Origin of the sequence: Rhodococcus mengyinensis (assembly GCF_048381435.1) — a bacterium.
Taxonomy (GTDB): Bacteria; Actinomycetota; Actinomycetes; order Mycobacteriales; family Mycobacteriaceae; genus Rhodococcus_F; species Rhodococcus_F opacus_D.
In genome coordinates, this window is the sequence record NZ_JBLWIT010000101.1 from 74,460 (window position 1) to 88,944 (window position 14,485).

General features: G+C 60.5%; 12 protein-coding genes and 1 pseudogene. 1 reads left to right on the forward strand and 12 read right to left on the reverse strand.

The genetic code is table 11. The annotated features are described in order from the left end of the window. Position 1: 1 nt before the first annotated feature. Together ACNJ7E_RS19735 and ACNJ7E_RS19740 are read right to left on the reverse strand one after the other, a co-directional pair. Complete coding sequence (locus ACNJ7E_RS19735; RefSeq protein WP_317569501.1) at positions 2-1,168, reverse strand: acyl-CoA dehydrogenase family protein; 1,167 nt, start codon at positions 1,166-1,168, stop codon at positions 2-4. A 19-nt stretch (positions 1,169-1,187) separates the two neighbouring features. Next, positions 1,188-1,961 carry an enoyl-CoA hydratase-related protein gene (locus ACNJ7E_RS19740; RefSeq protein WP_418340788.1) on the reverse strand — a complete coding sequence of 258 codons (774 nt, stop codon included), beginning with the start codon at positions 1,959-1,961 and terminating at the stop codon, positions 1,188-1,190. 666 nt (positions 1,962-2,627) lie between these two features. On the opposite strand from ACNJ7E_RS19740, the gene ACNJ7E_RS19745 reads away from it, so the two are divergent. Beyond that, positions 2,628-3,878: a TetR/AcrR family transcriptional regulator gene (locus ACNJ7E_RS19745; protein ID WP_418340789.1), complete on the forward strand. Its 1,251-nt coding sequence runs from the start codon at positions 2,628-2,630 to the stop codon at positions 3,876-3,878. Between the two features lie 145 nt (positions 3,879-4,023). Here the strand turns inward: ACNJ7E_RS19745 and ACNJ7E_RS19750 are convergent, their stop codons facing one another. The 10 genes and pseudogenes from ACNJ7E_RS19750 to ACNJ7E_RS44000 form a co-directional block, all read right to left on the reverse strand. Then, positions 4,024-4,671, reverse strand: coding sequence for an ATP-dependent DNA ligase (locus ACNJ7E_RS19750; RefSeq protein WP_418340790.1), 648 nt, complete (start codon positions 4,669-4,671; stop codon positions 4,024-4,026). Positions 4,672-5,116: 445 nt separating this feature from the next. After that, entirely contained in the window at positions 5,117-5,917 is an 801-nt protein-coding gene (locus ACNJ7E_RS19755; RefSeq protein ID WP_283351102.1) for a crotonase/enoyl-CoA hydratase family protein, read from the reverse strand. Positions 5,918-6,373: 456 nt separating this feature from the next. Then, on the reverse strand, positions 6,374-6,574 hold the full coding sequence (locus ACNJ7E_RS19760) for a tautomerase family protein (RefSeq protein ID WP_005264727.1): 201 nt from the start codon (positions 6,572-6,574) through the stop codon (positions 6,374-6,376). A gap of 415 nt (positions 6,575-6,989) precedes the next feature. After that, positions 6,990-7,193 (reverse strand): hypothetical protein, encoded by a 204-nt coding sequence (locus ACNJ7E_RS19765; RefSeq protein WP_283333091.1) that lies wholly within the window; start codon positions 7,191-7,193, stop codon positions 6,990-6,992. A 223-nt stretch (positions 7,194-7,416) separates the two neighbouring features. Then, entirely contained in the window at positions 7,417-8,670 is a 1,254-nt protein-coding gene (locus ACNJ7E_RS19770; protein ID WP_418340791.1) for a CaiB/BaiF CoA transferase family protein, read from the reverse strand. 114 nt (positions 8,671-8,784) lie between these two features. After that, the gene (locus tag ACNJ7E_RS19775) at positions 8,785-10,233 is read right to left on the reverse strand and encodes an aldehyde dehydrogenase (protein WP_418340792.1); all 1,449 of its coding nucleotides are present in this window, start codon (positions 10,231-10,233) and stop codon (positions 8,785-8,787) included. Positions 10,234-10,450: 217 nt separating this feature from the next. After that, positions 10,451-11,320 carry an SMP-30/gluconolactonase/LRE family protein gene (locus ACNJ7E_RS19780; RefSeq protein ID WP_283351105.1) on the reverse strand — a complete coding sequence of 290 codons (870 nt, stop codon included), beginning with the start codon at positions 11,318-11,320 and terminating at the stop codon, positions 10,451-10,453. 64 nt (positions 11,321-11,384) lie between these two features. Further along, the gene (locus ACNJ7E_RS19785) at positions 11,385-11,681 is read right to left on the reverse strand and encodes a Dabb family protein (protein WP_418340793.1); all 297 of its coding nucleotides are present in this window, start codon (positions 11,679-11,681) and stop codon (positions 11,385-11,387) included. Then, positions 11,678-13,327: a flavin-containing monooxygenase gene (locus ACNJ7E_RS19790; RefSeq protein WP_418340794.1), complete on the reverse strand. Its 1,650-nt coding sequence runs from the start codon at positions 13,325-13,327 to the stop codon at positions 11,678-11,680. Before ACNJ7E_RS19790 ends, ACNJ7E_RS19785 begins: the two co-directional genes overlap by 4 nt. 257 nt (positions 13,328-13,584) lie before the next feature. After that, positions 13,585-14,131, reverse strand: a pseudogene (locus ACNJ7E_RS44000) (IS1634 family transposase); the annotation flags it as partial. Between the last annotated feature and the right edge of the window lie 354 nt (positions 14,132-14,485).

Below are 14,485 nucleotides of genomic sequence, written 5' to 3' on the forward strand. Positions count from 1 at the left end.
ATCAGCTCCTGGGTAGGCCGAGCAGTCGCTCGGCAACGATGTTGCGTTGGATCTGTGATGTACCGCCGTAGATCGATGCGGCACGCGAGAAGTAGTGATCGTGAATCAACTGCGCGGCGTTCAGCCCGAGAGGTTGTGATTCGGTGTCGAGGCGGAACGGTCCGAGGAGATCGGCGAGGGCGCGGCCGACCACCTGCTCTGCGTCGTTGAGGACGAGCTTGTCGATCGAGTCGAGCGGATGTGGTCCCTCTTCGTCGATCAGGCGTTGCACAGTTCGGCGGATCTGAGCATCCAACACCCGCAGCGCCACGTGTGACTCTCCGATGGCGGTGCTGATCCGACGATTGGTCGTCGATTCCAAGGAGGTGCCTCGTAGTCCGTCGATCGTCTTCTCGACACCCCAGCCGATCTCCACCTGTCGGCGCATTGCATAATTGCCACGTTCCTGAGACAGGGTGTCGAGGGCAATTCGCCAGCCGTCGTTTTCCTTGCCGACCAGGTTGCCGACCGGGACTTCGACGTTGTCGAAGAAGACCTCACAGAATTCGGCATCGCCTGTCATCTGGACGAGTGGACGGACGGTGATTCCGGGGGAACTCATGTCGACGATGAGGTAGGAGATGCCGGCGTGCTTGGGTTCGGCGTCGGGGTCGGTGCGGCACAGCAATGCGCACCAACTGGCCTGATTGCCCCAACTGGTCCAGACCTTCTGTCCGTTGACGACGTACTTGTCCCCGTGGCGAAGAGCGCGGGTCCGCAGTGATGCGAGGTCGGAGCCGGCAGAGGGTTCGGAGAACCCCTGACACCAGATGTCTTCGCCCGCGAGCAGCGGTGGCAGAAAACGGGAGCGCTGCTCGGACGAACCGTACCGGTGGATCGAGGGGCCGACCACATCGAGGCCGATCAATCCGATCGGGGCGGGTGCATGAGCGCGCGCCAGCTCCTCGGAGAAGACTTGCTGGTGCCGCGCGGTGAGGCCACGTCCGCCCGCTTCACGTGACCATCCCAGCCCCATCCATCCGGCATCGAATAGTGTGCGCTGCCATCGACGAAGGACGTTGTACCGTTCCTCCAGCTCCAACGGCACGGTGGGGATCTCTGTTTCGGCAAGCCACCTCCGAGCCTCGCGCCGCAGATCGGCGATCTCGGTGATCTGCTCGACCGGCACAGGTGAAACAGCATTCATCTCAAGCTCCCGTGTAGGCCGGTGCGCGATGCTCGAAGAATGCTGCTACGGCCTCTTTGGCGTCTGAGTAAGCGGACAACTCGCCGGAAAGACCCTGCTCGAACTCGTAGCCGCCCTTGAGGTCCTGGTATTCGATCGCGTTGAGGCTGCGCTTGGCGAACCGCAACGTGACCGGCGAGTGCCGGACCATCTTGGCCGCCACGTCGTAGGCTACGTCGAGTAGCTGATCGGGATCGACGACTTTCAAGACGCCGCCGTGCTGCGCGAGTTCCTCGGCAGACAGCGGTTCGCCGGTGAGGTGCAGATAGCGGACCAACTGCTGCGGTACCAGGCGTGAGGCATGTTTGGCGCCGCCCATCACACCGACGTTGACCTCGGGAAGCGTGAAGGTGGCGCCCTTGGCTGCCACGACCAGATCACACGACGCTGCCAGGGCCAATCCGGTGCCCACGGCCACTCCGTGGACAGCTGCGATCACCGGCAACGGGCAATCGTAGATCGACCAGAACGCTTCACGGACCGCAAGCATGCGCTCACCGGCGTTTTCCGGCGTCATCGTCTGGAATTCGGTGAGATCGTTGCCGCCGCAGAAGTGCTTGCCGGCGCCGGTCAAGACGATCGCCCGAGCCTCGGGGAGGTACTCCTCCGTGTGGGTGAAGAACCACTTGATCTCTGCGTACATCTCGCGGGTGACCGCGTTGACCGGTGGGCGGGTAAGCCAGACCGTGCCTACCTTCTGATCGGTCTTCCATTGCAGAAATTGCAGATCCTTCATCGAGGTTCCTTTGTTCGAACGGGCGTAAGCAGGAGCTGTGACCGGCCGGGTGCGGATGGTCGTCTCCGTGAGGCGGCATGTCCTTGATCCCTAGTGGTTTGCGCCACGACCGGGTGTGCTTCTACTCACATTAGTAGGCCCCACTCCATAGATATGTCAATAGCTCGTATCTGAAAATGCGAAACTGCTCAGAGCCAGAGAGTTCAGAGGATGCATGGTTGATTTTTCGTCCATTCCGAAGCATATGACCTGTTCAAGCCGCAAATGGCGAGCAGGAAGAGCTGCCGATCCGCTAGTGAACCGCAGCGGTGCGAGGGGCGCATCGCTAAGTGTTGAGCCGAAAATGTCAGGCAAACGTATCTTTCATCGAATCAAGCACGTAGCATCATGTAACGGAAGTTGTCCATGACTCTTATCGAAAATTGTGCATGCTGTTCGGACTGCGGCCGTAGTGGAGACTCCACCTACGCTCGTACGCAGTGCGCCTGCGCCGCCCCGCGTAGAAGGAGGCATTGTGTCCGATCGGCCCTCGAACGGCGGTAGTGCGGGGTACTGCGGGGGGACCGTCCGCCGCCGGTATATCGTCAGAAGGCTGTATCAACGGCTGCGCCGCCAGTCCGGACATCGTGTGCATCCATATGGGCCTCGAGGAGGAAAAGGGGCGTCGTGACCGCATCGCAAACTGTGAAGACGTCCGCTGCCACGCGCCGGCGACCCCGTGACCGGCGTGCGCAGATACTCCACAACGCCAGTGAATTGTTCACGAAATACGGGTTTCACGCCGTGCGGATGGAAGACATCGCCGAGGCAACCGACGTCACCGCACGGGCGATCTACCGGCACTTCGCCAACAAGCAGGATCTACTGTCGCAGGTGGTCCTCGAAGACCAGGACCGACTGCTCATGGCAGCCCAATCCGCCGAGCGCTCCGAAACCGGCGTCTGCAGCCTAGAGGAGTTATTGACGCGGATGGTCGAGGCATCACTGGAGAGCCTTCGACTCGGCCCCCTATGGCAGCGAGAAGCACGGCACCTCACCGCCGATGACTTCGAGCGAGTGCGCGAGGGTACTCGTCGCATCGGAGGCGCGGTGCGAAGGGCCATTGAAAAAGCCGATCCCTCCAAGAGCAGATTCGGTGCCGACGTACGCGCGTGGATGGCGGTGAGCATCATCACCAGCCCAGGGCACTACGACCGGTCACTGTCACAGCGTCGCCTGTCCCCACTGCTGGTGTCTGCTGCGTTGGCAGCCATCAATACCCCCGAAAGCGCGTCAGCGTCACCCGAGTCCCGCGATGCGCCAGCGGCGGAGGCTCCAGTCGCAAATGAACGACCAGGTACATCACGTCGCGAACAGATCATCGCAGCAGCGGCGCGCGCGTTCCGGGAGCGCGGTTTCGGTGGAGTCAGCCTCGACGAGTTCGGCATCGCGGGCCCCGCCGTCTACCGGTACTTCGACAGCAAGGCCGACATCCTTTCCGCCATGATCATCCGAGTACAGGAATGGATGGCCCTGGAGAGCTCCAGGGCCATGCATCACAGCGCCTCCGATGAACAGGTCATCGACGGCCTCGTGAGAGGTTATGTTCGTATCGCAACCGAAGCAACGGACCTGTTCGCGGTTTCAGTTACCGAAGCCCTCAACCTCCCCGCTAGTGCTACCGAGCGTGATCGGCGAATCCGCCAGGACGACCTCGCCGAATGGGTCAAATGGCTACGAACCTCGCGTTCAGAAGTCACCGAGGCAGACGCACTCGCGCTGGTGAATGCGGTTCGCACAGCACTCAACGATCTTGTCCGTATTCCGCACCTTTCACGACACGCCGAGTTCCCCGACGAGCTTGTTGCGTGCTCGATGAATGCTCTTCTAAATACCCCGATGCCATCGGCACGATCGGGTCGGCGGCGTGATGAATAACCGAGTAGGCGCCGGCGATGGTTGCGATCGCGACAAGAGCGCTGGTACCTATCGCGGCTTTCCTCACCCTCATGATCTAGGTATCGCCCCAAGTCGACGCAACGTGACAAGCGCGTGCAACACCGACTCCCTGGTTTGCTCTCCATCATCGATCGGCACTCCGCAGGTTTGAATATCCTGCATTACCAGTAGCGTCGTACGCTCCGAGGATCAGCACGGCAACCGGCCGGCTGGAGCCGACGAAGCCGATCGCCAAAACCGAACTGCGAGTCCGGATTGCGTGCTTGATCCAGGCTCGGCTCCGCTGGCCCGGAAGGTAGATCGATGTCGACCGTTTGGCCAAAATTCCCTCCATTCCAGCACTGTTCGCGGCATTTAGCATGATTCTGCTGCTCTGATTTTCCCAGTGCGGGGGGACGGTGATGGGCAGGCCGCCGACGTTCTGGATGATCGACTCCAGTTCGGCCAGCTCCGCCCGCCGATCCAGGTAGGACGCGCTCATGATGTGCAGGTCGTCGAACGCCAGGACGTCAAAGGGTAAGAATGTCACAGGGATTCGTCGTTGTAACGGCTTCGTCGCGTGTGCAATCCCCATGCGCCGCTGGAGCAGGCCGAACGAGGGCTTGCCGTGATCGAGTACGACGACCCCGCCGTCGAGAACGATGCGTCCGCGGCCGCCGATCTCGGGATATGAGGTGTCACCACGTTCATGGCGCGGGTCCACAGCACCGGCTCGCAGCCGCCCACCGAGGCCAGCATCCGGCACCCGTCGTACTTCATCTCGAAACTCCACGGACGGTCCGTGTTGTCCGGGAGTGTGCCGGCCGTGGCCAGCATGGGCGCGATCAGACGCATACGCCCGATTAAGCCCGTGACCTGGCCAAAGACGGTCCGCTTATTCCGGAACAGCGGTGATGTGGTCCGCCATAGTCATGTCAGCTGCGCGCGGTAGGTACTGGGTCAGTGCCAGGAGTTCCACCAGAGAACGATGGGCACCAGCCAAGGTGTCCACACCATCCAGCTGTCGCCCAACCCGTACGGGGGATCGGAATCACTGTCATCACCTCCGGGGTTAGTTGAAGCATTCGATCAATGCCACGATGGCACGCGCAATGTCCTCCGGCTCGGTTGGGTCAGGCGGTGATAAATCTGCTCGTTCGTGGTTCTCATACTGAGCTCGCGGGCGGCTGGGCGGTCATTCTCCGGTGATACCGACCCTGCCTCGAGCGATTCAGGTGCTACTCACCTGTGAAGGAACCCGGACGCTTCTCCATGAACGCGCTGACGGCCTCCCGGTGGTCGGCGGTGTGATGGGACAGCGCTTGCATGGCAGCGGACAACTCGAGCAAACTATCGAGACTCAGATGCTGGGATTCACGCAAAAGCTTCTTTGCCATCCGCACCGAGTTCGGCGGATTGACCGCTACGCGCTCCGCCAGCCCGCGCGCCTCGTCGAGCAGCTGCTCCGGGGCGACGACCCGGGAGACCAGCCCCCATTCCAGTGCAGTCGCCGCGTCGACGCGGTCCCCGGTCAACGTCATCTCGGCAGCGCGGGCAGCGCCGATCGCGCGTGGCAGCAACCACGCTCCACCGTCCCCGGGAATAATGCCCAGCTTGACGAAGCTTTCTGCGAAGAAGGCCGTGTCGGAGGCGATCCGCATGTCACACATGAGCGCGAGATCGCAGCCGGCGCCCACTGCGGGGCCGTTCACCGCCGCAATCAGGGGGACGTCGCAGTTGTACATCGCCCGAGGTATACGTTGAATTCCCTTCCGATAGCCCTCGCGCTGCTGGTGAGGCTTGCCTCCGAAGAGCCCGCGGCCTTCCGCCATGTCCTTCACGTTACCGCCCGCCGAGAACGCGGAACCGGCGCCCGTCACGATGACTGCTCTGGTCTCATGGCTGGCATTGACAGCGGACACGCACGCTACGAGCGCGTCGATCACGTCCTCGCCGGAGATCGGGTTGCGTTCTTCGGGCAGATTGATTGTCCAGGTCTCGATAACACCGTCGCGCTGGACGAGAACGGGATCATCCATGAAAGTTGCTCCTTGTGTGAGGGTCAATCAGTCACGATGACTGACTTATAGTTGTCGGTCCCGACTTCGGCTGCAGTTCGCAGATTGTTCAGTATCGGCACGGCCGAGATCTCGGAATCAAGGACGGCAACGCCGACTACGCCGTTTCCGCAACATTTGATGGCATCGACGAGTTTTCGCGCGTACCTGACACATCCCGACCACGTGAGGTTTGCCGAGGAGTTCGTCTCGGCGATGGCTGAGACCTACTCATCGGTTCAGGTCGAATTCTCCTCCTGGATCCAGGCCGCAGTGGCAGTCCGCCGAGTCGACGTGGTGCACTCCGCTCACCTGNGGAGGGCACCACGTCCAGTTGATCGGGGGCGCCGACGTTCAGTGAGAACCGAGGGTGGGTTCCGGCCTCTCGCGCGACCGAGGTGGCCGAACGAGAAGTCGGAGTCGCTCGCCGAAAGTCGGTCAGGCCGGCTTCGAGGCTCGTTCGGTCAGAGTCTCGCCGCCGATGGCCCAATCGTCCTTCGACACTTCTTCGATCGTCACCCAGACACTTGCCGGTTTCGCTCCTGTCGCGTCCACGTATGCAGCGGTCAGCTTTTTCAATAGCTCACGCTTTGCTTCGGCGGATTGGCCGGGGGTCTGGGTCACATGCAACAGCGGCATAGCGTGCTCCTTGAGGGTTTTTGTTGGGGAAAGGCACTCGACAAACCACTTCGCTAATCGAGATCAGTTGATCGGTGGGAACCGTGCCACGGCCAAGGGTAACAGCCTTAAGTATCGATTAAAAAGGCTGGGGTGCAACGAATATGATGATACAAGGTTGGTGTGTCGTGTCACTTAGCTTGCAGTAAAGCAAGTGTCAGATAGCCATTCTTCATGGTGGATGAGATCATCTGTGGAATAACCGCGTTGACGACGCGTCGGTAGTACGGTGCCTGGAAGGCGAGCCCTCCCGGGCCTTCAGGGTTGATGGGCGAAAGCGCGCGGTACGAACATGAGTTTTCTGAGCAATTGTGAAACACCATTACGAGATTGGGCGTGAATCTATGATCGAACTCGATCGCGACTGGCCGCGGCTTCACGTGGTGGCCGCGACCGCCCGGCCGCACTGCGCGACGACGCCGAGGCGCTGCGGGAGTGGCCGACGGCGCGACTTCTTCGAGTCGACGGGCTCGGGCAGGTTCGTCTCACGGAGAAGCGTGTGCTGCTGGAACCGGCCTCCGACCGCTACTTCGAGCCTCCCGAGCATGCGGTGCTGCTCGGGGTCTTCGACGGGGACCACGAATGGGCAGTGTGGGGCGACGAAGGTTTCAATGGTCGCTTACTTCCAGGCCGGTGCGATGGCTCGCTTGGATCGGGTTGGACGAGGCGTTCGCGCTGTGGGGTGGACCGCCGCTGATGTTGCGGATGGACAACGGACCGGAGTTCGTATCCACTGTGCTGCAATCGGTATGCCGTCCTCGGAACGCTCCCGAATGACGGATTTCACGGGTGTTGCGGCCCCGCTACTCCGGCAATACCCCGGAGCGGCGTAGAGACGCAACTTCGTTCTCGGAAAATCCGAGCTCGTCGAGAACAGCGTCGGTGTCGGCGCCGCGATGACGAGGGCCGAATCGTACCGAACCGGGGGACTCGGACAGCTTTACTGGTACGCCGACACCTCGGTACCCGTCGCATTCGATCACCATCTTTCGGTGCCGCACCTGCGGAAGGTTGAGTGCCTCCCCGACATTGTTCACGGCCCCCGAGGGAACACCGGCCAGTCGAAGCGCGGCGGCCAGGGCCTCACGCTGCCAACCGCCGATGAGTCCGCCGAGGACCTTGCGCAGCTGTACTGCGTTCGCCATACGATCGGTATTCGTCGTGAACCGTGGGTCCTCGGCGAGCCCGGGCGCGTCCAACGCGTTGGCGAGCGACCGGAACTGCCGGTCGTTGCCGGCACCAATGAAGAACGGTCCGTCACTGCAGATGAACGTCTCGTAAGGACAGATGGTGGGATGGGCGACGCCGGTGCGTTCCGGCGCGACGCCGGTAGCGAACCATTTGCCGGCGTGTGGGTGCAGGATCGACACCGCGCTGTCGAGCAGCGCGAGGTCGACAAGCTGCCCGCGCCCGGTCTGGCGCCGCACGTGCAGCGCCATGAGGATGCCGTTCATCGCATTGAGGCCGGTGATGATATCCACCAGCGGGATCCCGATCCGCATCGCCTCGCCGTCAGCTTCGCCGTTGATACTCATAAGCCCGGACAGTGCCTGAAGCACGGCGTCGTACCCGGGCGCGCCACCAAGCGGCCCGTCGGTACCGTACCCGGTGATCCGGCAGTGTACGAGGCGCGGGAACTCCGCGGCGAGTACTTCGTCGCTCAGGCCCCACCTCTCGAGCGTCCCGGCCTTGAAATTCTCGATCACGACGTCGGCCTCGGCGAGCATTCGGCGCAGGAGTTGCTGTCCTTCCTCGATTCGTAGGTCGACGCTGATGTTGCGCTTGTTGCGGTTGAGCCCGTCGAAGTACGTGCTGTGGTCTTCTCTGACGAACGGCGGGCCCCAACCGCGGGTTTCGTCGCCGGCTGGTGGCTCTACTTTCGTTACGTCCGCACCGTGGTCAGCGAGCATCTGCCCGCACAGTGGTCCGGCGAGCACCCGCGACAGGTCGACGACGCGAATGTCTGTGAGCGCGCCAGTCCGCGGAGGCAGCGCGGCTGAATTGGAAGAGGCGTCCCAGGCGTCGGCCGAAAGGGTGTTGACTGTCGAGTTGGTCATGGCTGCTCATTCTGGTGGGTATTGAAGGGTCGGGCCGGCCGAGGGGGAAGGTAAATCATGAAGCCTCTAGGCATCCAATTGAACAGGGAGTGGGGTCGGAAGGCTCCGAGGCGACTAGACATAGATGGACCTGTATTCAAGATAGTAGTCCAGCGCCTCAGGGCCGAATTCTCGCCCAATTCCGCTGTGCTTCACGCCACCGAAGGGGGAGCCCATGTCCATCGAAAAATAATTGATCCCCATTGTGCCAGACCTGATACGTGACGCGATATCTAGGCCATGCTCGTGATCCTCAGTAAAGACGACCCCGCCCAAACCGAAGACGGTGTCATTTGCGATACGAACGGCCTCATCCTCGGACTCGTACGGGATAACGGAGATGACAGGACCGAATATCTCCTCCTGTGCCAGTCGACTGTTATTGTCCACGCCTCCAAAAATAGTAGGCGAAACAAACCACCCTCGCGTTAGGCCATCAGGCGGCTCGGCGCCGCCACGGACAAGCTGGAATCCCTCAGACTCCCCAAGCCGGATATAGTTTCTAACTCGCTCTCGGTGTCGATCGCTCACCATCGGGCCCAAAGTGACCGCGTCGTCAAGCGGGTCCCCCATCGCCAGATCATCCACATAGGCAGCCAGGACATCTAGAACTTCCCGGGAACGACTATGGGGAACCAAGATACGGGAGTTTGTGGTGCACGTCTGCCCCCCGTTCTTGAACACAGCGTCGTCCAGGCTCCTAGCCAAGACATCCAGATCCGCATCAGGAAGCACAACGGCCGCCGACTTGCCACCGAGCTCGAGCGATACCCTCTTAAGGGACCGGCCTGCCGCCTCGCCTATCGCCTGCCCTGCAGCCGTTGACCCGGTAAATGCAATCTTGTCCACACCCGGATGAGCCACAAGGGCCTCGCCCGCGCGAACGCCACCAGCAACAATGTTGAGGACTCCAGGCGGTAGACCTGCATCTTCCGCTGCTTCCCCGAGCGCGTAGGCGTCAAGTGCAGTTTCGGGGGCTGGTTTCAAAACGATAGTGCACCCAGCGGCGAGAGCAGGAGCGATCTTGGCCATAGCCAGCAACTGAGGATAGTTCCACGCAACGATTGCACCAACAACACCGACTGGCTCTTGCCGCACAATGGTGTGCCCCTTCTTGCTGGGGCGGCGAGTCTCAAAAGTCCGTGCCTCGGCGAGCTCAGCCATTGAACGCAGTATCGCTACCGGGGCCGCAGCGTTACTGATAATCGATAAAGGCCTAATCATGCCATTCTGCTGACTGACCAAGCGCGCGGTGGATTCTCCTCGGCGCTCGAGGCTATCGGCGAACCGCCGCATAGTCTCGGCCCGTTCGTGCGGGGTGGAACGCCCCCAGGGGCCGTTGTCGAGTGCCGCCCGCGCGGCCAAAACGGCTTCGTCAATCTCCGAAGGACCACCCATTGCGGCAACGCCCAGCGGCCGCTCGGTTGCTGCTTCTGCAATAGTAAATAACTCTGGGTCGACAGCCTCTCGCCACTGGCCGTTAATATAAAACTGTCTGCGGTCGGCGCCACCGGCTGGGGGCATAATGTAACCTCTCTGAAGTGGTCATATACCTTGTCTTCCAAGGTTGCTTACGAAAGACGATTACGGTCAATACGCTGCCGCAGCCAAACGAAGGGCAAAGCGCTGGAGCGTCTACAGTTGAAGCGAATGACTAGATGACTGCTCGGCACCGTACCGATCGGTCCGTCTCGGGCCCGATCGAACTCCGACGGCCCACATCTAGGGAGATCAGGCCGGCCTACTGTGCGACGCCACGTCGATTCACCTGCGCGGTGCGGACGGTGCCTTGTGACTTACCTTCACCGAACTGCTCGAGAGTGGTCGCATTGCAAAACATGTACAGCACATCCAGGTCTGATCCGCCGAACGTGCACGCAACAGCCCAGGCGTCAGGCACGAGAACGGAATCGGTGATCTCGCCGCTCTCCTCAACGCGATAGAAGCCGCTCTCCGGACCGTTGGTCACGCCATTGCCGAACCAGACGCCACCTTCGGTGTCCAGCGCAATCCCGTCAGGGTGCATGCTCTCGTCGAGTTGTGCCCACACTCGGAAATTAGTCAAGGAACCATCGGCGTTTACGTCAAAAGCATCAATCCGGTGACCGAAGGTCTCCGCGAGGAGCAAAGTTCGACCGTCCGCACTAAGAGCAGCTCCGTTCGGGAATATCGCATCGCCTTCAACTCTGCTTACGTTGCCCTCGGGTGTTACGTGGGCCAAAGTTGTTGCCTTCGGATCCTCAGCCCCGAGGTCAAAGCCAAAGTTGCCAATGTAGGCATGTCCGGACGGCGATACCAGCATGTCGTTTGCCATTCCGCGGGCGATATGCGCGATATCGGCGTACTCGCTGACGGATCCGTCGGGCGCGATTCGCACAACCTTCTTCTTCGTCGGATCCAAGAGGACCACTAAGACCGATCCATCCTGTAGGAAACCGAGCCCAGACGGTGACTCTTCGAGCGTCGCGAATGCAGTGTGGCTGCCGTCCTCTTCGAAATGAAGGATGTGCTTGCCAAAAAAGTCGCTGGCCCATAGTCGACCATCGTGCCAGCGTGGTGCTTCGAGGTAGCCATGCCCACTGGATATTGTCTGCAGTGAATGGTTCTTCATTGCCTGCCCTTTCGGTGGTATATATGGCGATTGCAGCTTCGAGTTAACGCATCCTAGGCGCTGGTCACGCCTCAAATTGCACTACGGTGTATTTCGCCGCGAGCTTGGAGAGCAACTCCTTTGCGCGAATATGAGCAGGATGCACGTCGTACTCGGCATAGCCTGTTGGATCATGAAACGCAGCGGAAATCCCGTAGTCGCTGCTCACGTCGCGCGAACTGATGTCTCTTCCATGAGCGTAGGCATGTAGCAGTTCTGTACATTCGGTGGACAGCTGATCAAGCGCAATTGCGAAAGCCGATATATTCGAGTCATCGATCGGCCGGGTCCATGATATAGCGACCAAGTGATGAAAAGTCATGACACGGTCAACCCATCGGTATATCCGGACTCCTTTTCCTTCTGCCAGAACTGCAAGTATGTCGGTACGCCGTTTAGATACTGCAGCATCTGCATTTTCTTGCCCGGAATGTTGCCCCCGTTGTACCAAGACTTCGCCCGATTGAATAGCGCCGTGTCGTCGGTCTCGTTGATGTGCGCGGTCCAAGCTTTGTCCGCTTCAACTGTCGATTCGAAACGGGTGAGTCCGTTTGACCGAAGAAATTCGAAAAAGTCGACCATGACCTCGCCCTGAAGCTCGGCGTTCGTGGACCCGTTCGCAAATGCAGCAGGACTCTGGGGGCCGTAGACGAAAATGGCGTTCGGGAACCCGGCTGTGACTGCTCCGAGGTAGGCGTCTACGCCCTGGCTCCATTTGTCACGTAAAGTGACGCCATTCGCGTTCTGAACGTCGATCGAGGTTAGTGCGCCGGTGTTGTTGTTGAAGCCTGTAGCGAGAACGATAATGTCAAACTCGCCATGCTCGACTCCGTCGGCTGTGCGAATCCCAGTTTCGGTGAATCCGACGATCGGGGTCTCTTTGGTGGAGACAAGAGAGACGTTCGTCTGATTCATCACCTCATAATAGTTTTGATGGAGGGCCGGCCGCTTGGCTCCGAAGGGATGAGGGGCGATTTCTGGGACCAGCAGCTCTGCTTTGACTGGGTCTTTGATCTGGGGCTTGATCTTGTTCTTCCAGAACTCATATGTCAGCGCATTTGTTTCGTCATTGAATAGATAGTCCGAGAAATTTCCCAGCCAGAATGCGAATCCGCCCTGATCCCAAAGGCGCTCAAAGACAGCATTGCGCTCGTCCTCTGGGGTTTCGACACCGCTCCGGGGGTCAAAGTCGTAGTCGATCGCTGCGTGGGTTTCGCGACATTTCGCGGCAACCTCGGGCATTTTGTTCTTGAGGGCGGCTTGTTCCTCATCATCCAAGTACTTCTGTTGCATAGGCAACGAAATATTCGGAGTGCGCTGGAAAACCGTGAGGTTTTCGACTACTGGGCCTGCTTCCTGCACTACCTGAACAGCGCTTGCGCCGGTTCCGATAATCGCGACGCGCTTGCCCGTCATGTCCAGATCGGAACGCCATCGGGCGGTATGAACCAGTTCTCCTTGGTACGCATCCATATCTGGGATGGATGGTGTGTAGGGTTCCGTGGTCGACCCTGTCGCGAACACCACAAACCTTGCCCGGAAAGTGGCTCCGTCCTGTGTTTCGAGGTTCCACATCCGCTGCTCTTCGTCGAACGTCGCGCCCACGACCTTAGTGTTGAATCGACTGTCCTTGCTCAGGTCCAGTTTGGAATCAACATAATTGAAATAGCTACGCATTTCCTCATGATCGGGGTACATCTGCGAGAAGTCCCAATCCTTCCAGAGGTATTCGTCAGTGAACTGATATACCGGTGCGTGGCTGTCCACCCTTGCTCCCGGATAGCGATTGAGGCTCCATGCCCCGCCGAAACCGCCACTGGCTTCAAGGAGGATCACAGAGAATCCCCGGTCCCGAAGATGGCGTAGCTGATAGATGCCACCGAAACCACCCCCGACAACGATGACGTCATAGGTAGGTGTTTCTGCAGACTGTGCCAGGTCGTTCTTTGGAGCGTGGAGTGCGGTCATCGATTTGGACCTTTCGAACGCTGAGATGGGGCAGGGTTGCCGCTCGCTGTAGCCCTCTGATCAGAGGTGATTAGAGGGCCGAACGAGCTGGAGGGGAGCGAGATCTGGAACCTGTGTGACTGCGACCAAGTCTCGCTTGGGATGTGGTGTACACCATAGGCTTCAGGCTTCAAGTCCGCAACTAAAGAGAATAATTCATAACTACGTAAAACGCGGACGCTTCAGTCGTGTTTTGCTGCGTTGGCCGCGCGGCGCGGGCGGGCGATGGCTGGAGCGGCGAGCACGATGGTCGGGTACGCCTCGATCGACTCGCGGGTGCGGTGGAAGACCGGTCGGGCCTTCAGTTCGGACTCGGTGAGGCGGAAGAACTGCTCGACTTTCCGCAGGTTGTGATAGGTGGCCACGACCGCCATTTCGACCATCGCGGTCGGCTCGATGTCGGTGACGTAGCCCTTGTGGCCGGCGGACTGGCGGGCCCGCTCGATTGATGCCTCATCCAGGATGACGCTCTGTCCGGTGACCTTGACGGATCGTTACCTTCGTAGTGGTTCTGCCAGGTCGCCTACGCGCTGGGTGCGGTCGATCTGCGCGTTCGTGGTGCGCCGGTCGCGTTGGGCGCGCTGCCACTTTTAGTGCCACACCACCCTGCGGTCGCGCCGGTCAGGGCCCTGGCCCATCGAGCGGGTCAGCTCCGCGGTGTCACCTTCGGCGACAGTGTTACCGCGGCGGCCGAAGTGATCCTCGAGTTTCCCTGGGGGCCTTGGAGGTTCGGGAGGCGACGATGAACGACGGCCCCGCAGGTTGGCGTTGATCGTGTTTCGGGGGGTGCCTGGACGCCGATGTCTTCGAGCGCCCGGTCGTGTCGAGTTTGCCGTTCGGCTCGATCAGTCGGGCGCACACTAGCGACTTTGAATGTCTCATCGCCGATCTCATCGAACCCCAGCGCCTAGTACGTCCCGACCAGGTCGGCCCACAGGACCTCGCTGGAGTGCGAGCGCACCACCGCATCCCCGCCCGCGCGGACCTGCGACTCCGGTCCAGCTCCAGCTCGAGACGTGTCTGATCAGCGTCGATCCTGCCCCTGGTCACCGCCATCAACGTCGTGGGCTCGACTAACCTGCGGGTCGCCTCGCCCCGCGCGTTCTTCGCCGCACCGGG